Annotated in this window: 19 protein-coding genes; 3 read left to right on the top strand and 16 right to left on the bottom strand. The window is 53.8% G+C overall.

Going from position 1 to position 21398, the window contains the following annotated elements; translation table 11 throughout:
* The 6 genes from JI62_RS22700 to ilvC all read right to left on the bottom strand — a co-directional run.
* Positions 1 to 221, bottom strand: a 221-nt coding sequence (locus JI62_RS22700; RefSeq protein WP_170938611.1) for a hypothetical protein, incomplete at its 3' end; no start/stop codon positions are given.
* 287 nt (positions 222 to 508) lie between these two features.
* Positions 509 to 1057, bottom strand: coding sequence for an imm11 family protein (locus JI62_RS20725; protein ID WP_088701993.1), 549 nt, complete (start codon positions 1055 to 1057; stop codon positions 509 to 511).
* Positions 1058 to 1278: 221 nt separating this feature from the next.
* Positions 1279 to 2859: a DUF1963 domain-containing protein gene (locus tag JI62_RS20720; protein WP_088701992.1), complete on the bottom strand. Its 1581-nt coding sequence runs from the start codon at positions 2857 to 2859 to the stop codon at positions 1279 to 1281.
* Positions 2860 to 2934: 75 nt separating this feature from the next.
* Positions 2935 to 3282 carry a hypothetical protein gene (locus tag JI62_RS20715; protein ID WP_088701991.1) on the bottom strand — a complete coding sequence of 116 codons (348 nt, stop codon included), beginning with the start codon at positions 3280 to 3282 and terminating at the stop codon, positions 2935 to 2937.
* A 412-nt stretch (positions 3283 to 3694) separates the two neighbouring features.
* Complete coding sequence (modF, locus tag JI62_RS20710) at positions 3695 to 5182, bottom strand: molybdate ABC transporter ATP-binding protein ModF (protein WP_088701990.1); 1488 nt, start codon at positions 5180 to 5182, stop codon at positions 3695 to 3697.
* Between the two features lie 124 nt (positions 5183 to 5306).
* On the bottom strand, positions 5307 to 6779 hold the full coding sequence (ilvC, locus tag JI62_RS20705) for a ketol-acid reductoisomerase (protein ID WP_088701989.1): 1473 nt from the start codon (positions 6777 to 6779) through the stop codon (positions 5307 to 5309).
* Between the two features lie 208 nt (positions 6780 to 6987).
* Here ilvC and ilvY point away from each other — a divergent pair, with 208 nt between their 5' ends.
* On the top strand, positions 6988 to 7866 hold the full coding sequence (gene ilvY, locus JI62_RS20700; protein ID WP_088702000.1) for an HTH-type transcriptional activator IlvY: 879 nt from the start codon (positions 6988 to 6990) through the stop codon (positions 7864 to 7866).
* 54 nt (positions 7867 to 7920) lie between these two features.
* Here the strand turns inward: ilvY and JI62_RS20695 are convergent, their stop codons facing one another.
* From JI62_RS20695 to uraH, 3 genes are read right to left on the bottom strand one after another with little or no spacing between them, the layout of a single operon-like run.
* A complete protein-coding gene (locus tag JI62_RS20695; protein ID WP_088701988.1) occupies positions 7921 to 8667 on the bottom strand; it encodes a GntR family transcriptional regulator in 747 nt (248 codons plus the stop codon).
* A gap of 15 nt (positions 8668 to 8682) precedes the next feature.
* Complete coding sequence (locus JI62_RS20690) at positions 8683 to 9885, bottom strand: urate hydroxylase PuuD (RefSeq protein ID WP_088701987.1); 1203 nt, start codon at positions 9883 to 9885, stop codon at positions 8683 to 8685.
* 15 nt (positions 9886 to 9900) lie between these two features.
* Positions 9901 to 10254, bottom strand: coding sequence for a hydroxyisourate hydrolase (gene uraH, locus JI62_RS20685; RefSeq protein ID WP_088701986.1), 354 nt, complete (start codon positions 10252 to 10254; stop codon positions 9901 to 9903).
* Positions 10255 to 10391: 137 nt separating this feature from the next.
* On the opposite strand from uraH, the gene uraD reads away from it, so the two are divergent.
* On the top strand, positions 10392 to 10931 hold the full coding sequence (gene uraD, locus JI62_RS20680) for a 2-oxo-4-hydroxy-4-carboxy-5-ureidoimidazoline decarboxylase (protein ID WP_088701985.1): 540 nt from the start codon (positions 10392 to 10394) through the stop codon (positions 10929 to 10931).
* 153 nt (positions 10932 to 11084) lie between these two features.
* On the opposite strand, the gene JI62_RS20675 is transcribed toward uraD, so the two are convergent.
* The 3 genes from JI62_RS20675 to JI62_RS20665 all read right to left on the bottom strand — a co-directional run bounded on the left by JI62_RS20675 (position 11085) and on the right by JI62_RS20665 (position 13117).
* Complete coding sequence (locus JI62_RS20675; protein WP_088701999.1) at positions 11085 to 11441, bottom strand: phasin family protein; 357 nt, start codon at positions 11439 to 11441, stop codon at positions 11085 to 11087.
* A 179-nt stretch (positions 11442 to 11620) separates the two neighbouring features.
* Positions 11621 to 12310 carry a glutathione binding-like protein gene (locus JI62_RS20670; protein WP_088701984.1) on the bottom strand — a complete coding sequence of 230 codons (690 nt, stop codon included), beginning with the start codon at positions 12308 to 12310 and terminating at the stop codon, positions 11621 to 11623.
* A 114-nt stretch (positions 12311 to 12424) separates the two neighbouring features.
* A complete protein-coding gene (locus JI62_RS20665) occupies positions 12425 to 13117 on the bottom strand; it encodes a glutathione S-transferase family protein (RefSeq protein WP_088701998.1) in 693 nt (230 codons plus the stop codon).
* Positions 13118 to 13495: 378 nt separating this feature from the next.
* On the opposite strand from JI62_RS20665, the gene JI62_RS20660 reads away from it, so the two are divergent.
* Positions 13496 to 15187: an L-lactate permease gene (locus JI62_RS20660; protein WP_088701983.1), complete on the top strand. Its 1692-nt coding sequence runs from the start codon at positions 13496 to 13498 to the stop codon at positions 15185 to 15187.
* A 100-nt stretch (positions 15188 to 15287) separates the two neighbouring features.
* Here the strand turns inward: JI62_RS20660 and JI62_RS20655 are convergent, their stop codons facing one another.
* The 4 genes from JI62_RS20655 to JI62_RS20640 all read right to left on the bottom strand — a co-directional run bounded on the left by JI62_RS20655 (position 15288) and on the right by JI62_RS20640 (position 21367).
* Positions 15288 to 15812 carry a gamma carbonic anhydrase family protein gene (locus tag JI62_RS20655; RefSeq protein WP_088701982.1) on the bottom strand — a complete coding sequence of 175 codons (525 nt, stop codon included), beginning with the start codon at positions 15810 to 15812 and terminating at the stop codon, positions 15288 to 15290.
* Positions 15813 to 15846: 34 nt separating this feature from the next.
* Positions 15847 to 18849, bottom strand: coding sequence for an FAD-binding and (Fe-S)-binding domain-containing protein (locus JI62_RS20650; RefSeq protein WP_088701981.1), 3003 nt, complete (start codon positions 18847 to 18849; stop codon positions 15847 to 15849).
* Positions 18850 to 18867: 18 nt separating this feature from the next.
* Positions 18868 to 20079 carry a pyridoxal-phosphate-dependent aminotransferase family protein gene (locus tag JI62_RS20645; protein ID WP_088701980.1) on the bottom strand — a complete coding sequence of 404 codons (1212 nt, stop codon included), beginning with the start codon at positions 20077 to 20079 and terminating at the stop codon, positions 18868 to 18870.
* 100 nt (positions 20080 to 20179) lie between these two features.
* A complete protein-coding gene (locus JI62_RS20640; RefSeq protein WP_088701979.1) occupies positions 20180 to 21367 on the bottom strand; it encodes a CaiB/BaiF CoA transferase family protein in 1188 nt (395 codons plus the stop codon).
* Between the last annotated feature and the right edge of the window lie 31 nt (positions 21368 to 21398).

Genomic DNA, 21398 nt, shown 5'->3' with positions numbered 1-21398 from the left:
ATGTCTGGCACCTTTTTGAACCGCTGATAGCTACTAGTCACATACATCTCTTTCGGAAAGCGATCCGCCGGTAACGGCTCGCCAAGTTTGGCTCGCTTCATGGCATCGACCGCGCTGTCTTCGTCCGTTAAATAATTATCTGGATCAAAAGCATAAATCAGTTCGCCATCGGTCAAGCAGTTGGTGGCCCAGACGCGGGCATCAAGGGTTCTGTAGCTCATGGTGTTTCTCCTGTGGTGGTGGTTGCGTTCGTTTAGCCCAAAGCGTAGGCGTCAGCGTCTGGCCATCGACGCTGACGGTTACGCTTTCGGTGGAGCGTTCAGAAGCTGATTGGGCAGCTCTATCATCAACCAGTGATGAACCTGAAAAAGATGCTTTATACCCCCGGCCATACCCCTACTCCCCTTTAAAAGATTGAATTAGTGCAGATTGGAAACAACACGACAGCGATAAGGCCTCAGTTTTTGTGATAGTTTTTCGGCTTTAAGCGCCTCTACCAAGCGATCACTCATAAAAAATGAATACATGATTTTTTTTCCATCCACAAATCAACGCCGTTTAAAACAGATTTATCAAAGGCTAGGCTGTCTTTATTGTTCGCACGCTTTGCTTGCCATACATCCTTCCTCATAAAGACGGTATCTGCCTCCGGCGACTCCTCCGGCACAAAGGTATCCTTGGTCTCACCAAAAGCCAGGACGAAGTACTCGCCTTCGAACGGCGTTTTGCGGTCGTGTTGGAATAGCTTGACTGGATGAAGCTCCGTTTGGCCCAGCTCAAAACGACTTAGCACCTCTGCAAAACGGGCAGAAACCACCCAGAATCCACTGGTAAAGATATCCGGCACTGATTTTATTTTTTCGTATTCACTGGCAACATACATTTCTTTAGGAAAGCAATCGGCCGGTTGCGGTTCTCCACGCTCTGCACGGTTCATGGTATTCGCCGCGCTCTCCTCGTCCTCCAGACTTTTATCGGATCTAAAACCATAAATCAGTTCGCCATCGGTCAGGCAGTTGGTGGCCCAGACGCGGGCATCAAGGGTTCTGTAGCTCATGGTGTTTCTCCTGTGGTTAGCCGTTCGTTCGTTAGGCACAGAGTCGCCTCTTTAGCATTTATTCACTGATCACCTACTCCATCTCTGCTATACAGCACGTCATCGCGTGAACTCTCTCTTTAGCAGAAGGGCTTAGCCATCATTCAATAAAGCTGAAAAAAAAGAGGCCCAGGCAATCGCCCGAACCTCTTTCTAATGCTAGTTGAGCCTATTCGTTCAAATTAATCACACTCAAAAGTGATATTGACGGCTTCCCATTTACGTTGTTTAAGTTCCTTGGGTGAAATCCAGAACTGATAATTGCCACAACCGTTAAAATCAAAGAAGTTGGCGTCGTCAGCCGTCAGTTGCAGTAGTAGGTGGCGGTCGTAATTCAGCAATCTTGCGTTCGCCTGCATCTCAAGCGGAATGCCAAACATTTGATGATTGCTTCCTCCTGTTGGCAGCAAGCAATAGCGATTGACCCGGGCTCTCGCCGCCTCGGGAAGACCCGCATATACGCTTTCGTCACCCGCAAGCGCCAGCCGCACCGTAATGGTTTCCAGCTCATCAAGACTATAAGGAACACGGTAGCTTACAATTTCCCTGAACTCGTCACGACAGCGCCGGTGAATCATGGCCAGCCGCTCAGCATCGTCCTCATCCATTTGCTGCCATGGGTCGTGGTCGGCCACCCAAAGGGAGACTTCCGCACGAAAAGCCTCAAACGCTGGAGGCAAAGGCTCATCTTCTTCGTCAATGTGCTTGATCGCATCCTCAATCAAATAAGCGCTGTACCACCACTGTGGACGCGGCCTCTGGCGATGTTCAATAAAATCGCGCACTTCTGCAGGTAACTCTCGATAGGATGGATCATCCGCCTTAGGCAGCTCTCGGAGCATATCCTCCGACAGAGATAGATCGGCGCTCACCTTACTATCACTTGGTGCCGTTATCGGATAAAACTCGGACGTTTTGCGCCACAGCACCTCAAGGTGCCGCCACTCGTCTTCTGGCATCAACGACCAGGGTGCCCGCCCTTCACAAAGGGCATCTACCTCGGCAAGATGGCGGTCAAACGCTGGCTGTAACCGCTGGATAGCTTCGATACACTTTATTTGATAGTTAACGTCCACTCCAAAGAGGAGCTTGAGGGGATCAGGCTTTTGCTTTTGCTCTTCCTCTTGAGTGTCTGCTATCTGCTGTTGGATTTCTGCAATTCGTGCTGGGATCCCCATCTTACGCTTGAGCAGAGAATCGCGGTAATAAAAAGCGATCCGGTACCAGTGAGGAACGCCTGGGCCCTTTAAAATCGCCGCAGCCGAAAGGGTGAACGACCGGTGCTCAAACTGCGGCGTACCATGCTTGGCCAATGCTTCGCGGCAGTCGCTATCTATCTTGCTCGGATCCGTTTCATAAGGCATGAAACCTACTGGCCAGAATGGAAGCAGGTCGTTCATCCCCGGTTTTTCCAAGCCAACCTCATCGAAAGGTAACCGCCCTTCGGGTACTTCGCTGAAATCCTCTGCCACCCCAGGCGGTATCTCGATAACCGCACATTCTTCATCGCTTGCCCGGCCAGTAAAGAAGGCCAGCGAGCCCTCGCTGGGCAACTCGGTTTGGCCGCACTCAGCGGCTATTTCGGCAAGATCAAACTGGGCAACGAAATGAAGCGGGTACCCCTCAGCGCTTCTCGGCCATGTTAGATCCCCCAGCCGAGGAGCACCCCCGAACCAGCTTCGAGCGCCAAACCAATCATCGCCGACCTGGCGTGGGCACCGGTAAACAAGAATACCTTTACTATCCACTTGAACCTCGCTCATAGCGACAGGAATGCCTTCTTTTTGAATTTCGCTAACGAGATTGGAAGCGTGGTAAACGGTGTGAGAAACCCTATCCTAAGACTCTTGGGTCAGCTTTCTATGTAAAAAGGAACGTTCAAGTGGAGAGGCGAGCAGTTTCTTGGCTTCGTACTCAAAGTCACAAATCTGCAGCCACAAGCGTGGATAATCACCCATAATATCGTGCGATGCGAGTATGCGGTGAATCATCCCTGCTGCAAATTTCTCTTCATCAGTCAGCTCGTTGAAGGCAGGCCATTGATCTACCGTTAGCTGCCTGGCATAACCGATGGCAAAAGGCATTACAAAGCGGCAGCCAGCGAACGAACCACCTAGTGTGTGGCACTTTTTAAAGCTTTCGATGCCTTCGGCATAGTCTCTAGCAAGTTCTGTTTCATTAATCATCGCAGTTAATAATACTTAAGTAGATTTTTGAAATTCAAAAATACCACCATTTCTACAGATAATGCTAACTGCTTTTGTAACAAAAGGTAACTTTCAATAATATTTAATCGTCAAGAGCGATTGAATACACTTTTCCTTACTAGCCAAGGATTGAGTGATGCGTATAAATATTTTGGGAACCACTAAAATTCTTTTGCACTTCCCCTCATTTAGCGGTCTTCTGTTAGCGACCCTAAACACCTATAGTCCCCAAACACCTGCTGCAGAGCCCGCAATTCCTCTTCCTTTTAGACCATGGAGAGCGACACTTGGTGACTTCTCGATGGTGCCTCCTTATTGCTTTAGAACGCTCACCGTTGCTTACTTCGCGGCCGCTAAAAGCGTGAAGGAGTTAGACGACCTTTACCGCTCACTAGTGATTCTTCTCCAGCGACAAATGATTGTCTATTTCTTTTATTTTGTCTTCCGTGTGGTGATTCACGTAGAGCACCGTGGTTTCTTTCCCTGCACAAATTTTCTCAATAAGGGCGAGAACCAACTGGCGGTTCATATCGTCTAGACCGAGGCAGGGCTCGTCCAGGATCAATAGCGGCGGGTGCTTCACCATGGCGCGGGCGATAAGCAGCAGACGCTGGTCGCCGTAGGAGAGTTTGTTGAAGGGCTGATCGGCGCGCTCTTGCATGCCGAGTAGTACCAGCCACTGGTCGGCGATTTTTTTCTGATGATCGGTGGCTTTTGTGTACACGCCGATGCTGTCGTAGAAGCCTGAAATAATCACGTTTTTGCAGCTGGTGCTGACGCGATACTCCCACTGCAGGGCAGTGGAGACATAGCCGATAAACTGCTTGATCTGCCAGATGCTTTCGCCGTTGCCGCGCTGGAAGCCAAACACAAAAATATCGTTGGTATAGCACTGCGGATGATCCCCCGTGATCAGGGACAAAACACAGGTTTTGCCGCTACCGTTGGGGCCACTGAGCTGCCAGTGCTGGCCCTGCTCTATCGTCCAATCGAGCTTATCGACAATCACGGTGTCGCCGTATTGGATAGTTGCTTGTTTGAGCTTCACTAACGGCTGACTGGGGTCAAGAGCAGGTAATTTGCTGGCTGGATCCGCTTCTGGCAGGCTTAGGTCAGTGGTTTTCAGATGCAGCAACTGATAAAGCTCATTGAAGGCAGCTTCATCCTGACGCTCTACCGTGAACGCTAAACGTCCACTATCTCCTCGTTTCTTATCCCCTCTCTTTTTCTCTAAACGCTCTTTATCCAGATAAGCCACGTGAGTGATAAAGTCTGGCATCTCATCAAAGCGATTCAGCACCATCACCATGGGAACGGTGTCGATGATGGAGGCGAGATGGGCTTGCAGCATGGCGAGGGTGTCGACGTCCAAACCATCAAAAGGCTCGTCTAAAATCAGCAAATCCGGCTTGCTCGACAGAGCGCGAATCAGCATGACCTTGCGGGTTTCGCCCGTGGAGAGCTTACGAAAGGCACGGTCGAGGAGTTTCGTCAGCCCGAACTTTTCGACCAGCTCGCTGGCAAGTTCAGGGTCTTGGCACTGCTCGAAAATCATTTCACTAACGGGGGTGCCGAGTGAAATGACATCCATGATATCGGCATCGTCTTTTTTCAGCTCTTTGGCGATAAGCTCGGCCTGCGCTTCGAAAGAGACCAACCCAACGTTGTTGGGAAGACCTTGAATAGTGCCCGCTTCAATCTTACCAACGCCCGCCAGCGCCGCCGCCAGGGCCGATTTTCCTGAGCCATTGGTGCCCGTGATGACCCAATGTTGGTGGGGTTCGATGATCCAATCAATCTCGCTTAGGGTGAAGCGATCATCAAAACTGATCGTCGCTTTGTTTAGCTGAATACGCGCTAAGCGGCTTGAAGGCTCCATCAATGTGTTCCTTATTGTTTGGAAAAAGTCAGTGTTCGCATGCAATGAGACAAAAAAGCCGAGCATATCGTGGCGATATCTCGGCTTTTTAGATGACTTAGCGGTCTACCGTTTAATCAGCCGATTAAACGATCTTCTTCATGTCCGCCATATGGCCACGCAGCACTGCGCCAACGGCTTCTACCGGGTGAGCGCGAAGCGCATCATTAACTTCGATCAAGCGGGCGTTATCAACGCCGTTGTCGTCCAGATCTAGACCTTTACCGATAACATCGGACTTGATGCCTTTCATAAAGTCAGCCAAGAGCGGTACGCACGCGTGGTTGTAAAGGTAGCAACCGTACTCCGCTGTATCGGAGATAGTCGCGTTCATCTCGTACAGCTTCTTACGCGCGATGGTGTTGGCGATCAGTGGCGTTTCGTGGAGCGACTCGTAGTAAGCAGACTCGGCGATAATGCCCGCCGCCGTCATAGTCTCAAAAGCCAGCTCAACGCCCGCTTTAACCATCGCTACCATCAAGATGCCGTTATCGAAGTACTCCTGCTCGGTAATCTCTACGTCACCTGCAGGGGTTTTCTCGAAGTTGGTTTCTGCGGTTTCGGCACGCCATTTGTGCAGGTTAGCGTCATCGTTCGCCCAGTCTTCCATCATCGTGTGCGAGAAGTGGCCGCTCATGATGTCGTCCTGGTGCTTGTTGTAAAGCGGACGCATGATCTCTTTCAGCTCTTCAGCAAGATCAAAGGCTTTGATCTTGGCTGGGTTAGAGAGACGATCCAGCATGTTGGTCACGCCGCCGTACTTCAATGCTTCTGTGATGTTTTCCCAGCCGTACTGAATCAGCTTAGCGGCGTAGCCAGGCTCAATGCCCTCTTCGATCATTTTGTCGAAGCAGAGGAGAGAACCGGTTTGCAACATGCCGCAAAGGATCGTCTGTTCACCCATCAGGTCGGATTTAACTTCGGCGATGAAAGAGGACATCAACACGCCCGCTTTGTGACCGCCAGTACCCACCGCGTAGGCTTTTGCCAGGGCAAGGCCTTCGCCTTTGGGATCGTTGGCTTCGTGAACAGCGATCAAGGTGGGAACGCCGAAACCACGCACGTATTCAGCGCGAACTTCAGAACCCGGGCACTTAGGTGCCACCATGATGACAGTTAAGTCATCACGGATTTTCATGCCCTCTTCTACGATGTTGAAACCGTGGGAGTAAGATAGGCAGGCGCCCTCTTTCATCAGCGGCATTACCGCCGTCACAACAGCGGTGTGCTGCTTATCGGGCGTCAGGTTCAAAACCACGTCGGCCGTGGGGATCAACTCTTCGTAGGTACCGACAGTAAAACCGTTTTCGGTGGCGTTTTTCCAGGACTGACGTTTTTGTTCAATGGCTTCAGGGCGCAGTGCGTAAGAGACGTCTAAGCCGCTGTCGCGTAGGTTCAAGCCTTGGTTAAGGCCCTGGGCGCCACAGCCGATCACGACCATTTTTTTGCCTTTAAGCGCTTCTACGCCATCAGCAAATTCAGAGCTGTACATGAAACGGCATTTGGCGAGTTGCGCCAGTTGCTCGCGGAGCGGCAGCGTATTGAAGTAGTTAGCCATCGTTAGCATCCTGATATGTTATGAGCACAACATCGATGTAAGGCACATCGATGCTAAAACCGGTACTTAAAAGAGTGACACAATCGCCAGATGCGAGATCCAGCGTTATGTGAGTAAGGTTAATCTACCCAAAAATGACCATTTCTTAAATTGATATATTTGCAACAGCATGTCCCTTTTTTTGCAAAACTCAATTATCATGGCGTTTATGAATTTTAAAATTTTAAAACAGTTCCTGGCTTTGGCAGAGACCCTGCATTTTGGTCGCGCCAGCGATGAGTGCTACGTCAGCATTTCTGCCCTGTCGCGCAACATCCGGCATTTAGAAGAGGAGCTGGGGGTGTCGCTGTTTAACCGCGACAACCGTACCGTGGTGTTGACCCAGGAGGGGCAGAAGTTTCTCAAGTACGCCCGCGATGCCAGCAGCCAATGGAATTTGATTCGTCATGAATTGACGGACAATCCTGATCAATTAAGCGGTGAAATCAGCCTGTATGGCTCCGTCACCGCCAGCTACAGCTTTTTGCATGAGCTGCTGCGCCGCTTTCGTATTGCCTACCCGATCATTGAAATCAAGCTGCGCACGGGGGATCCAGAGCACGCTATTGCCCATGTCCTGGACGGTAAAGAAGACCTTAGCATCGCGGCCCAGCCTGCCAACTTGCCCCGTGGCCTGGCGTTTAAATCCATTGCCACGTCGCCTTTGCTGTTTATTGCGCCCCTTGAGCAGCAGGTGCCGAATGTGCCAACGAGCACGCCAACCACACCGGAAGAGTGGGCGAGCATCCCTATGATTCTATCAGAGAGCGGTGTCTCAAGAGCCCGTGTGGATGAGTGGTTTCGTCAGTTGGATGTCTCTCCGCGCATTTATGCACAGGTCACCGGTAATGAAGCCATTGTGAGTATGGTGAGCTTGGGCTTTGGCATTGGCGTGGTGCCAAAAATCGTTCTCGACAACAGTCCCTTGGTGGATCGCATCCGCGTGCTCGACGTGACGCCGGAACTGGAGCCCTACGATATTGGTTTATTTACCCTCAAGAAAAACCTAAAGAACCCGCTGGTCGACGCCTTTTGGCGCTTGATGTAAGCCCTCTTTACTAAGCCCCAGGCGCTGTTTTTTAGCGATCCGACACAACCGTGCTTAACCCCCAAATATCTGCTGCAAATCCGGCACGTTTTCTTCCTCTTCCACCATGGAGAGTGACGCTTCGATGGCTTTTAGGTGGCGGCTCATAAAGGCTTTGGCGCGCTCGCCGTTGCCTGCTTCCAGATAGCCGATCAGATCGTCGTGGTCGTGGGATTCACAGCCTAAGTGGCCACGATGGCCGTAGACGGCGAGTATCAGCGATGAGCGGGAGCAGAGCCGCTCGACAAACTCTGCCAGGGTGGCATTACCTGATAGCTGCGCTAAGCGCACATGGAAGTCTGCCGATAGCCGAATAGCCACGCTCTGCTGGCCACTGCGCAGCGCCTGGCGCTCTTCGCGAGCCATTTCGCGCAGCTCCGCGGCCTCTTTTTCGCCCATGCGCCGGGCTACGTCGGGCATTAACCCGCACTCGATTAACTGGCGGGCATCGAATACGTCTTTGGCTTCGTCGGCGGTGGGCCGGGTAACGCTGGCGCCTCGGCGCGGGGTTAGCGTAACGAGTTGCTCTAGCGCCAGACGCTGGAGGATTTTACGAATACCGGTGCGGCTAATGCCAAACACATCCGCCAGCGCATCTTCACGCAGCCGTGCGCCGGGCTTCAGCCGCTGCTCGACGATTGCATCGCTCACCGCCCGGTAGATTGCCTCGTGGCGCTCATCGCCCTCTTTGCTCTCTTTTTTACTCTCTTTGCCTTCTTTAACAGGAGCACGCCGCTTTTCCGGCGCCTGCGCATCACTCATAGTTAGCCTCTCTGATTACTCCTCCCAAGCGGCAATGATATCGCGCTCTTCATCACTCATGTTGGTCATATTGCCTAACGGCATATAGCGGCTGGCCACCACCTGCTGAATTTGTGCTTTATGGCCCAGAATCTCATCCCAATTCTCAAACGCAAACCCAGCGGGCGGCGCTGAGAAACCGGCATGTTCCGGGTTGCGTGCGTGGCACTGCACGCAGTGCTGCTCAATCAAACCGGTGATTTGTGCCTGATCGGGACCTTGGGCGCTGGCATCACTACCCGTTGACGATACACTCGGTGCGGCCACCCAAAACGCTAGCAGAATAAGCCCTACCCCAAAGGCTGGGTAGGCGGGCTGGGTTTTGCCTGCGTGCATTAAAACAAAGAATTGCCGTATCAAGGCACCGGCAAAGATAAACAGCACCATCACCACCCAGGCAAGCTCGTGGGAGTAGATAAACGAGTAGTGATTACTCACCATCAGCAAAACGACCGGCAGCGTGAAGTAGGTGTTATGCACCGAGCGCTGTTTGCCGCGTTTGCCATCCAGCGGATTGGGCGCATCGCCCGCTTTCATGGCTTTTACCATGCGGCGCTGACCGGGAATAATCCAGAAGAAGACGTTAGCCGACATCGCCGTCGCCATCACAGCACCAGTGAGCAAAAAGGCAGCGCGCCCGGTAAACATCTGCGTGCTTAGGTAGGCCACCACGACCATCATGACGGCAACTGCGATGCTGAGTAGGCCGTCGCGATCCATATTGGGGCTAATGCGCTTGCACAGCTCGTTGTAAACCACCCAGCCGCCCAGCAGAAACGCCAGCGCCAGCAGGTTGGCCTGCCAGCCGGTCAGATGAGCGGCCCACTCCCAGGGGCTATTGGGGTTTACCAAATAGAAGCCCGGATTAACCATGTAGAGAATCACAAACAGCGCAAAGCCGGAAAGCCAGGTGGTGTAGGCTTTCCAGAATGACCAGTGCAGATCATTAGGCAGCTTGGCAGGCGCCGTGGCGTACTTCTGGTTGTGGTAGAAGCCGCCGCCATGCACCGACCACATTTCGCCAAACACGCCCTTTTCGCGGTCTTCCGCTGCCTTCGGCGAGCGCAGGCTGTTGTCCAGCATCACGAAATAGATCGACTCGCCGATCCAGGCGATGGCCGCAATGACATGCAGCCAGCGCAGCAGCAAATTAACAAAATCGATTAGATACGCTTGCATAACGAAAGTCCCCTATCAGCTACCGCGGTAAGTTGAGTAGCCATAGGGCGAGAGGAGTAGCGGCACATGATAGTGCTGGCTGGCATCAGCGACGCCAAAACGCAGCGGGATAACGTCTAAAAAGCGCGGCTCATTAGCCTCACTACCTTGGGCACGCAGGTAGTCGCCGGCATGGAACACCAGCTCATACTCCCCCGCCGTTAGCGCATCGCCCTCTAGAATAGGTGCATCGCAGCGGCCGTCGCTGTTAGTGACTACGGTACTGAGATGTTGGCGCTCATTACCGGTAAGGCGGAATACTTCGATAGTAATCCCCTGGCCTGGCTGACCTTTGGCGGTATCCAGTACGTGGGTGGTTAAGCGTCCCATAGCCACTCCTTATTGATAGCGTTGCTTGACCAATTGGTCAAAGAGTACCTTTGATGCTATTTGTTGTATACAGTAATTCCATCCCCGCACATTGTGAATCAACGACGCTTTAACATTGCCCGCTTTGGAGAGTGCCAGTGCCAACATCACAGCCGTTACTGCTTTCACCCGCGCCCAGTAAGTGCAGCCTTGAAATGCTTACCCACCACTATGGGGATGTGTATGAGCATTCCCCCTGGGTGGCCGAAGCCGCCTGGCAGCACGGTCTTACTGATACTCACGATAGCCCCGAGGCACTGGCTGAGCTCATGGGGCTTATGTTGCAGCAGGCGAGCAGCGAACAGCAAATCAGAGTGATTCAAGCGCACCCTGACCTGGCGGGAAAAGCGGCTATGGCGGGTGAACTTACTCAAGACTCAACCAGCGAACAGGCAGGCGCCGGGCTCGATCAGTGCAGCCCCGAGGAGTTCGCGCGCTTTGAGTCGCTTAATACGGCGTATAAGGAAAAATTTGGCTTCCCCTTTGTCATTGCCGTTAAAGGATTGGATCGGCATGCCATATTAGCTGCTTTCGAGGAGCGCCTGAACAACGATAGGGCCACCGAACGGCAAACGGCCATTGAGCAGATCATCCGTATTGCACGTTTTCGCTTAATTGACCGGGCGACAAAATCTTAGTTTTTAAAAAACGCTTACAACAACGCTTTTAACAACACTTTTAACAACGCTTTTAACAACAAAGGATAAACACTCATTATTGTATACAAAAACGCCGCGTCCCTTGGGGCGCGGCGCCGTTAAGCGGTATTACTTCGTCGACTGCCTATGCAATTACTGCTTGGCCGTCTCTACCGCTTTCTTAGTAGTTTCTTCTACTTGCTTCTGGCTATCTTCAGCAAAGCTTTTGCTGATAGAGGTGACTTTTTCCGTGTCGCCCTTTACTCGCTCCATGAAATCGCTCGCCGTTTTCTGCTGGCTTTCCAGAGCCTTTTTGAAGCTGTCGGGGTCTTTGACGTCAAGCCAGGTGCGCGCTTGCGCAATCGCCATATCCGAGTAGGCACGGGCGGCATCCATCTGGGCACTGAACAACTGGTCATAATAATCCAGCGCGGTCAGTGTGTAAGAGCGCATCGGTGAAACAAAAACGGACTCGAACTGCTGCGTGGTTTTATCAGTTGCTTTATTCATCATAATACCTCCAAGAGTGAGCTAGCACATAAACGCGCCTGATTAGGCGGGTCTTACTCAGGGTTTTGCCTTTGCTGTCTTTAAAGCTAGCAGTGCTTTTTGTGCAGCGCAACATGATTTTTCCTCATGCTGCGCATGCTCACTCGCAGATCAAGAATAAGGCTGACAGTAGCCGGCTACTAGCGGTTACCGAACAAGTGCTTACGCGCCTGCTCGTCCATTTCCACCCCTGCCTGGGGGTTAACGTCTTCGACCAATGCGTAAGCCCGGCGCACCGCTGGGCGTGCTTTGATCATCTCAAACCAGCGCTCTAGGTCGGGGAATTCCTCTATCGTTTGACGCTGCTTTTCCCAAGGCACAATCCAGGGGTAGATCGCCATATCGGCAATCGAGTAGTCATCGCCCCCCACATAGGTGTGGTGCGCCAGCCGTTGGTCTAACACGCTGTAAAGCCGATTGGTTTCACGCACGTAGCGCTCAATGGCGTACTCGATCTTTTGCGGTGCATAGTGACAAAAATGGTGGTTTTGGCCTGCCATCGGCCCTAAGCCGCCCATTTGCCAATGCAGCCACTGCAATACGATATAGCGCTCGCGGCCTGCAGCGGGTAAGAAGAGGCCGCTCTTGTCGGCCAAATACTCAAGGATGGCGCCCGACTCAAACATCGACAGCGGCTGGCCGCCATCCTGCGGGGCGTGGTCGACAATGGCGGGAATGCGGTTATTGGGGGCGATAGTGAGAAACTCAGGATCGAACTGCTCGCCTCGGCCAATGTTAATCGGCTTTACTCGGTACGCCAGCTTGGCTTCTTCGAGCATAATGGAGATTTTATGGCCGTTAGGTGTTGTCCAGTAATACAGGTCAATCATTGCCATCTCCTTGACGAAAGCGTTGATACTCTCACGATGAGACTATCACGCTTTCAAATTTATCAGGCGGTACGTTAGCGTACCGCCGCTGTTAGCTATACCACGTCGTTGACGCTATATATCGCGCACGGTCAGGGCATTCGCGGCCGCGCCGTCATGAACGCTGAGCATGCGCTTAAACCACTCGTCCACTGGGTCGCCAGGTTCGACAAGTTGCTGTGTCGACACGACATACGCCCACATCATACTGCCAAACAGCAGGTAATCTGAGCCACTCGGGGCATCACCGTCTAAAAAGGCGCTCTCCCGCAGCATGTCACGCACCGGTGCCAACACCTGCTTAAGCTGCTGCTTACCCTGCTCAGGCTGATGGAACTCTTCCAGCGTACAGCCAAACCGCGCTTCGCGGGTTTCACGGAAATAGGCGCGGTCATCGGGATGGACGGCGGAGAATAAGTCCATGGCAATAGTGCGGAATAGCGCAGGATTGACGCTGCGTTCTACAAAGTATTTGAACAGTAATACCCGCTGATAGCTGACGCCCTCCCCCAGCACGGGCGCCTCGGGATACGCCTTATCCAGGTAGCGCATGATCTCAAAACTGTCGGTCACCACCTGATCGCCGTCGCAAAGTACCGGCACTTTGTCGTAGTCAGCGAATTCCAGCGCTTGTTTATCGAGAAAGCGCCACGCCACAGTGGTGTAGTCCAGCCCTTTATGGGCAAGCGCCATGCGCACACGCCAGCAGTAAGGTGAGAAACGTAGCCGTTCGTCCCGGCCACAAAGATCATAAAGAGTCATTGCCACTGTCATAACCTCCGTGTGGTTGATCATAATGCGTAAAAAACACTTCAGTTGGTAACAATGAGCGTAAGCCTGCTATGACGCAACTGGCGAGTTCTGTACTTATCCTTTTGCTGGCAACTGTACTGTCTATTAGTCTAATGACTCAGCGCGTTCAGACTTCCAACCATTCATCAAAAAACCATTTAAGAACATACACATAAGAAAACAACAGCCGTGTAAAACCAGCTATCAAACAAGCACTTCAGTGGTAAGACCAATTTTCCAATGTAGTCATACTGTTAGCCTAAACGTATCTTTCACCTACATCCGACTGGTGGCACAACTGCCAGACGGTTATTGCGGAGCATACCAAATCAACAACAAGGGGCAGTTCCTTCCATGAACGAGACGATACTTGCACTTCTGGCCTTCCTTCCGCTGTTGCTGGCCGGTATTTTGCTCATCGGGTTTAAAATACCTGCCAAGATAGCGATGCCAATTGTTTTCCTGGCCGCAGCCATTATTGGCTTAACCGCTTGGGATATGTCGTTTAGCCGCGTGGCGGCGTCGACTATTCAAGGTTTGATTCAGACCGCTGGTCTTTTGTGGATCATCTTTGGCGCCATCCTGCTGCTTAACACCCTTAAGCACTCCGGCGGTATTACCGCTATTCGCAACGGCTTTTCAGGCATTAGCCCTGACCGTCGCGTTCAGGCGTTGATTGTTGCCTGGCTCTTTGGCTGCTTTATCGAAGGCGCTTCAGGCTTCGGTACGCCAGCCGCCGTTGCCGCACCGCTGATGGTCGCTCTCGGCTTCCCGGCGCTGGCAGCGGTGGTCGTGGGTATGATGATTCAATCAACGCCGGTTTCCTTCGGTGCAGTAGGCACGCCTATTGTGGTCGGTGTAGGCAGTGGTCTGGATCGTGCTGGTATTAGCGCCGAACTCGACTCGGTAGGCTCTAGCTGGGATGTCTTCTTCCAGCTTGTGACCAGCGAAGTGGCGATTACGCACGGTATCGTGGGTATTTTAATGCCGCTGATTTTGGTCACGGTGATGGTGCGCTTCTTTGGTGCTAACAAATCGTGGAAAGAGGGACTGTCGATTACCCCTTTCGCCATCTTTACCGGTATTTGCTTCGTAGTGCCTTACATGCTGGTAGGCGTGCTATTGGGCCCTGAATTCCCTTCAATGATCGGCGCTATGGTGGGCCTGGCCATTGTGGTTCCCGCTGCCAAACGCGGCTTTTTGATGCCAAAAGATACCTGGGATTTCCCCGAGTCCTCCTCTTGGCCAGACGAGTGGATCGGTAACCTGCAGATCAAGCTTGAAGACGTTGTTGGTAGAGCGCCTATGTCTACTTTCAAAGGCTGGGTACCCTACGTACTGCTGGCACTGTTCTTGGTGGCCTCACGCACCATCGAGCCATTGCGTAACGCGCTGACCTCGATCAACCTCAGTTGGAATAATATCCTTGGCGAAGCGGGCGTAAGCGGTGGCGTTCAGCCGCTCTATCTGCCGGGCGGTATTATTATTGCCGTGGTCATCGTCACCTACTTCCTGCACCGTATGAACCCGCAAAAAATCAGCGCCGCGGTGTCTGAATCGACCAAAACGATTTTTGGTGCCGGCTTCGTGTTGATCTTTACCGTGCCGATGGTGCGTATCTTGATCAACTCCGGTGTTAACGGTGCAGACCTTGTCTCGATGCCGGTGATGATGGCCCAGGCAGTGGCCGATAGCGTGGGCGGCATATATCCCTTCTTTGCCCCAGCAGTCGGCGCGATGGGCGCCTTCATTGCAGGCTCCAACACGGTATCCAACCTAATGCTGGCGGAATTCCAGTTCAGCGTTGCTGAAACCCTCGGGCTTTCCACGGCCATGATGGTAGCGCTGCAGGCAGTAGGTGCGGCGGCGGGTAATATGATCGCCATCCATAACGTGGTCGCCGCATCGGCAACGGTCGGGTTGTTAGGCCGCGAAGGGGCTACGATCCGTAAGACGATTCTGCCCACCCTCTACTACCTCATCTTTACCGGCATCATCGCGCTGGTGGCGTTCTACGTGATTGGCGTAACGGATCCGTTGATGTGATGTGATGTGATGTGAAGTAGTTGTCGTAAACGCTACGCTAGAAACGCAAACCCCCAGGCCAAGGTCTGGGGGTTTGCTATTTAGTACATCGAGTTTTACGTCAATCGATACGTTTTAGCTGCTGGCTATGGAGTTTGCCGCGTTCAACATAGCTTTGAGCGTTCTGCTTCAGTCCCGCCACGACTTCTTCGGAAAGCTCCCGCACGATCTTGGCCGGCGAGCCGACGATTAGCGAGTTGGGCGGAAACACTGCGCCCTCCTTAATAAAGGCACCGGCACCCACCAAGCTATTCTCACCAATCACCGCGCCATTGAGCACGACCGCCTGGATACCGATCAGGCAGCCGTCACCGATGGTGCAGCCATGCAGCATCGCCTGGTGTCCCACCGTTACGCCTTTACCTACCTTAAGCGGAAAGCCTGGGTCAGCGTGGAGCACGGCGCCGTCCTGAATATTGCTCTCTTCGCCGATTTCAAGATGGTCGGTATCACCGCGCAACACGGCTTGATACCACACGCTTGAGCGCGCCTTTAAGGTCACCTGGCCGATAACATCCGCCGTATCGGCAATATATACGTCGTCGTGAACCTCTGGGCAATGCTCGCCGTATTGATAAAGTGCCACGTTAACCTCCTGGGTTGTTCTTAGTTTTCCGCCTTCAGGCTAGCGCTTGTTCCAGCAATCGAGCAACGTGAATCGCTTCGCGCCCGCTGCCATCGTGAATCTGGTGTCGACAGCTAGTGCCATCGGCCACCACTACGGCGTCTGCATCCGCCTTACGGATAGCAGGCAATAGTGTTAGCTCCGCCATTTTTAGCGAGGCGTCGTAGTGCTCCGCTTCATAGCCGAAGCTTCCGGCCATACCGCAGCAAGAGGACTCAATCGTTTCGACTTTGAGGTCAGGAATCCAGCCCAGCACCTGCTCAACGGGGCGCAGCGCATCGAAAGCTTTTTGATGACAGTGACCGTGCAGCATCGCCCGCTCGTAGTTCAGCGGCTTAAGTTCGAGGGGAAGCTGATCCGCCGCACGCGCTTTGACCAAAAACTCTTCAAACAGATAGGCGGATTCCGACAGCGCCTTCGCTTCTTCGCCAAAGCCGTACTGCAGAAACTCATCACGCATACTGAGTAAGCAAGAGGGTTCCAGGCCTACAATCGCCACGCCGCGCTCTACAAACGGCATCAGGTGCTCAAGGGTACGCTTGGCTTCAGCCTTGGCTTTATCAAACTGCCCGGACGATAAGTAAGTACGCCCACAGCAGAGTGGCCGCTGCCCCTTGGTCACGTTGAGATATACACGGTAGCCCGCCGCTTCCAGCACCCGCTTGGCCGCTTTGGCGTTATCACCTTCCATATAGTTATTGAAGGTATCCACAAACAGCAGCACTTCCCGCTCAGAGGTGACTGGCTGCCGAGACGCTTCGGCACTGGCGAGGAAATTACCGTTAAACACCGGCAGCGAGCGCTGGGGCGCCAGCTTTAACGCCTGCTTGATCTGCTTAGCCAGAAACGGCAGGCGCTCAACGCCGTTGACCAGTGCTGAAAACTTGCTTGCCCAGGACGCGTAGCGCGGCATTTCACCGACCATACGATCACGCAGCGATAAGCCTTTAACACGGGCACGGGCGGTGCGCGCCTCTATCTTAAACTTGGCCATATCCACGCCCGTGGGGCAGTCACGCTTGCAGCCCTTGCACGACACACAGAGATCCAGCGCCTCTTTAACATCGTCGCTGGCCAAACCTTCATCACCTAGCTGCCCCGAGAGCACCAAGCGCAGCGTATTGGCTCGGCCGCGAGTCAGGTGCTGCTCATCTTTTGTCACGCGGAAGCTGGGGCACATGGTGCCCGCATCAAACTTGCGGCAGTGGCCGTTGTTGTTGCACATCTCCACCGCCATGGCCAAGCCATGGGTGGCATCGCCGCCGGAACCTGGCGCGGTTTGCTCGCCCGTTAACGGGTCGCGCTTAACGTTCCAGGCGGACCAATCAAACACCGGGGTAAGCGGAATGGTGGTGTAACTCTTCGGAAAGCGAAAATAGCGCTGGTCGTCCATTTTGGGCGTATCGACAATTTTGCCCGGATTAAACAGGTTCTCAGGGTCAAACAGCTGCTTTATTTCGCGGAAGGCATTGTTGACCGTTTCGCCAAACTGCCACGCCACCCACTCGCCACGGCAGATACCGTCGCCATGTTCGCCGGAGTAGGCGCCTTTGTATTCGCGCACTAACGCGGAGGCCTGCTCGGCGATTTCACGCATTTTCTCTGCGCCATCCCGGCGCATATCGAGAATTGGCCGCACGTGCAGCGTGCCAACGCCTGCGTGGGCATACCAGGTACCCTCCGTGCCGTAGCGGTTGAATACCTCGGTGAGCTTATCGGTGTATTCGGCCAAGTGCTCAAGCGGCACCGCGCAGTCTTCGATAAAGGAGACCGGCTTACCGTCACCCTTCATGCTCATCATAATGTTGAGCCCTGCCTTGCGCACGTTCCACAGCGCTTTCTGCTCGGCGGCCTCGGGCATATCCACTACGCTGCCCGGCAGGCCTAAGTCGCCCATTAGCTCATTAAGCCCGCGCAGTGCCTCAAGCTGCGCTGCGTGGTCGTGACCGGCAAACTCCACTAGAAGAATGGCTTCCGGCTTGCCGATTAGCGCTTTTTCAATGACCGGGCGGAACGCAGGGTTCTCCAGCGACAGTTCGATCATGGTGCGGTCAACCAGCTCCACCGCCGTGGGGCCAAGTTTGACGATATGCTGGGTAAAATCCATCGCCTGGTAGAAGGTCGGGAAGTTCACCACCCCCAGCACCTTCTGCTCGGGCAGTGGTGAAAGTCTGAGTTTGATGCGTTGGCTTACCCCTAGCGTACCTTCCGACCCCACCAGCAAGTGGGCCAGGTTGGCGCGGTGGTCTGGGTCGTAAGGCATCGGGTTCTGGCAATCGAACAGATCCAGGTTGTAGCCACCGACACGACGCAACACCTTGGGAAAGTGATCACGAATTTCCGAGCCCACACGCTCCGCAATCACCCTCACCTGCTGGGCGAGGTGCTGCTCCCGCGAGCCTTGTGCGAAGCTGTCAACGAAACCAAAACTCGCCGCGCTGCCATCCGCCAATAGCGCGTCAACACCCAGCACGTTGTGCACCATATTGCCGTAGAAAATCGACCGCGACCCGCATGAGTTATTACCCGCCATACCGCCGATGGTGCACTGGGCGCTGGTGGAAACGTCGACTGGATACCAGAGCCCGTGGGGTTTAAGCCAGGCGTTGAGATGATCCAGAACCATGCCGGGCTCGACCACCACGGTGCGCGCCTCGACGTCGAACTCAACCACTTGATTAAGCCAGCGGGTGGTGTCGATCACCAGCGCTTCACCGACGGTTTGGCCACACTGGCTGGTACCCGCGCCCCGGGCCAAGATCGGCACCTTGGCATCACGAGCGATATCCAATGCTATTTTCAGATCTTGCTGATGGCGTGGAATCACCACACCCATCGGCGTCACCTGATAAATGGAGGCGTCGGTTGCGTAGCGCCCACGGGTTGCCCGATCAAACAACACTTCTCCCGCCATTTCTCGGGATAATCGCTTGGCGAATTCGCCGAGCGGTTTAATCTTGGCATCACGGGACGGGTGTTGGTTCGTCAGAGACGTCATATGGCTCTCCCCCGTCGTTTAGCGCTTGCCTGCGTTTAGCGGGTTAGCCGCAAAATAGTCCAGCGCTGCCGTCACGCCGCTACCTTTGAGATTAACGCCGGACAGCTTCATGCCCGCTTCACAACCCCCCAGGGTGGCAATGAGCGTAAGGTCGTTGCAATCGCCCAAGTGGCCAATGCGGAACATTTTTCCTTTGGCCTTGCCCAGCCCCATGCCTAATGAGAGGTCAAAACGCTCATAGATAATCTTGCGCACCGCATCTGCATCGACACCTTCAGGCATCACCACGCCGGTCAGCACCGGCGAGTAAACCGAAGGATCCTGGCATTGGATTTCCAGCCCCCACGCCTCTACCGCCGCGCGCACACCGGCTGCCCAGCGCTGATGGCGGGCCAGCACTTGATCCATGCCTTCATCCAGCAGCATATCCAGCGCCTCATTCAGGCCGTACAACAGGTTGGTGCTGGGTGTGTAGGGCCAGTAGCCATTCTTGTTAGCCTCTAGAATTTCATCCCAAGCCCAGAAGCTTTTAGGCAGTTTTGCCTGCTGGCTGGCTTCAATCGCTTTTGGCGAGAGCGCGTTAAAGCTAATGCCCGGTGGCAGCATCAGGCCCTTCTGCGAGCCAGAAACCGTGACATCGACGCCCCACTCGTCGTGGCGATAGTCGGCGCTGGCCAGGCCGGAAATGGTATCGACAATCAGCAGCGCGGGATGACCCGCCGCGTCGATGGCTTGTCGTACCGCGGCAATATCACTGGTCACGCCGGTCGAGGTTTCGTTATGCACCACACAGACCGCTTTGAGCTCGTGGTGGGTATCCTCTTTCAGACGCGCTTCGATCATGCCGGCCTGCACACCATGGCGCCAACCTTCGTAGCCTGGCAGGCCCAAGAACTCAGGCTGTACATCTAAACGCAGAGCCATTTTGTGCCACAGCGTGGCGAAGTGGCCGGTCTCGAACATTAGCACCTTATCGCCCGGTGACATGGTATTGGCCAAGGCAGCTTCCCAGGCACCGGTACCGGACGCCGGGTAGATAATGACCGGGTTCTCGGTTTTGAAGATTTTTTGAATCTTGCTCAGCAGCTCAAGGCCGAGCGCACCAAACTCAGGCCCGCGATGATCGATCGTGGGCAGGCTCATGGCCCGTAAAATGCGGTCAGGCACCGGCGAAGGGCCAGGAATTTGCAAAAAGTGACGGCCGGATGGGTGAAAATTAAGTTTTAACATGATGACGTTCCTCTTTGTTGTTGTAGTGCTCACGGCTGGATCGGCCGATTAGCGTTATTCAAATTGGATAATGAATGCAATTACTCACATCAAAAAAGCGCTATTTGATGCATCCTTCAGCACGTAACGCATCAAGCTCAGCGCCAGAGAACCCTAAGCTGTCGAGCACTTCATCGGTGTGCTGGGCAAAAAGCGGCGCGGGGCTGCGAATTTGCGACGGTGTCGCTGAGAATTTGCTGGGGAATCCGATGGTTTTCATTTTCCCGATGACCGGATGCTCCATCTCCTGCACCATGCCCCGTGCTAAGTAGTGTTCATCCTGCATCGCTTGGGCGAAGTCATTGATTGGCCCGGCGGGCACACCCGCGCTGTCACACAGTGCTAACCACTCATCGACGCTTTTATCCGCCATCAGCTCTTCCAGCAGCGTTTCCAGCGCTTCAACGTGTTGACCTCGATCCTGGTTGGTAATAAAGCGTGGATCTTGCATGAGCTCTTCGCGTTTTAAGACATCCTGACAGAAGCGCTCCCAAGTGCGCTGGTTGGCGCAGCCGAGCATCAAAAAGCCATCGTTTGCTTTGACTGCTTGATAAGGGGCGGAGACACGGTGGCGCCAGCCCGTTGGCCCTGGCACGGCGCCTTCCGAGAAGTAAGCCGCCGCTTCCCAGGTAAACCAGGGCAAACCACACTCGGTGATGGCAATATCGATATGCTGCCCGGCGCCGGTTTTCATCTTGTGGATACAGGCGGCAAGAATCGAATACACCGCGGTTAAGCCACCGCCAATATCGTAAACCGCGATACCGGTTTTCAGTGGGCGCTTGCCCTCCTCCCCGGTCATCGACATCAAACCTGTCATGCCCTGCGCGACCAGATCAAAGCCCCCTTTGTGGCTATAGGGCCCGGTTTGGCCATAGCCTGAAATGGAGCAGTAGACGATGCCAGGGTTGATGGCTTTGATCGTGTCGTAGTCGATCTCAAGCGACTTGGTCACCCCAGGCCGGTAGTTCTCGACAATGACATCGGCATCAGCGGCCAAGCGGTAGAAGATTTGCCGCGCCCGCTCGTCTTTAAGATTGAGCGATATGCTCTTTTTGTTGCGGTTAATCTGCGAAAAACAGGTCGACTCGCCGTTGACGTAAGGGCCCATTTGGCGGCTATCGTCCCCGCCGTTGAGCTTCTCGACTTTGATGACTTCGGCGCCCATATCGGCCAGCACCATGGTGCAGTAGGGGCCTGCCATAATCTGTGATACATCGAGCACTTTTATATCTTGTAGGGGAAGCATACGCTCTCCTCCTAATGTGAAGTTTTAAACG

The organism is Halomonas campaniensis (genome assembly GCF_002211105.1).
Classification (GTDB): domain Bacteria; phylum Pseudomonadota; class Gammaproteobacteria; order Pseudomonadales; family Halomonadaceae; genus Vreelandella; species Vreelandella campaniensis_A.
This window is presented reverse-complemented; position numbering and strand designations above follow the sequence as displayed.

Bases quoted from the DNA above. Each gene is read 5' to 3' on its own strand.
- uraH (WP_088701986.1), bottom strand. From the start codon at position 10,254: ATGGGACGCTTAACCACCCACGTACTGGATACCGCCAAAGGTCAGCCA.
- JI62_RS20715 (WP_088701991.1), bottom strand. From the start codon at position 3,282: ATGATTAATGAAACAGAACTTGCTAGAGACTATGCCGAAGGCATCGAA.
- JI62_RS20670 (WP_088701984.1), bottom strand. From the start codon at position 12,310: ATGATTGACCTGTATTACTGGACAACACCTAACGGCCATAAAATCTCC.
- ilvC (WP_088701989.1), bottom strand. From the start codon at position 6,779: ATGGCTAACTACTTCAATACGCTGCCGCTCCGCGAGCAACTGGCGCAA.
- JI62_RS20640 (WP_088701979.1), bottom strand. From the start codon at position 21,367: ATGCTTCCCCTACAAGATATAAAAGTGCTCGATGTATCACAGATTATG.
- JI62_RS20725 (WP_088701993.1), bottom strand. From the start codon at position 1,057: ATGAGCTACAGAACCCTTGATGCCCGCGTCTGGGCCACCAACTGCCTG.
- JI62_RS20645 (WP_088701980.1), bottom strand. From the start codon at position 20,079: ATGTTAAAACTTAATTTTCACCCATCCGGCCGTCACTTTTTGCAAATT.
- ilvY (WP_088702000.1), top strand. From the start codon at position 6,988: ATGAATTTTAAAATTTTAAAACAGTTCCTGGCTTTGGCAGAGACCCTG.
- JI62_RS20690 (WP_088701987.1), bottom strand. From the start codon at position 9,885: ATGCAAGCGTATCTAATCGATTTTGTTAATTTGCTGCTGCGCTGGCTG.
- modF (WP_088701990.1), bottom strand. From the start codon at position 5,182: ATGGAGCCTTCAAGCCGCTTAGCGCGTATTCAGCTAAACAAAGCGACG.
- JI62_RS20675 (WP_088701999.1), bottom strand. From the start codon at position 11,441: ATGAATAAAGCAACTGATAAAACCACGCAGCAGTTCGAGTCCGTTTTT.
- JI62_RS20650 (WP_088701981.1), bottom strand. From the start codon at position 18,849: ATGACGTCTCTGACGAACCAACACCCGTCCCGTGATGCCAAGATTAAA.
- JI62_RS20660 (WP_088701983.1), top strand. From the start codon at position 13,496: ATGAACGAGACGATACTTGCACTTCTGGCCTTCCTTCCGCTGTTGCTG.
- JI62_RS20695 (WP_088701988.1), bottom strand. From the start codon at position 8,667: ATGAGTGATGCGCAGGCGCCGGAAAAGCGGCGTGCTCCTGTTAAAGAA.
- JI62_RS20720 (WP_088701992.1), bottom strand. From the start codon at position 2,859: ATGAGCGAGGTTCAAGTGGATAGTAAAGGTATTCTTGTTTACCGGTGC.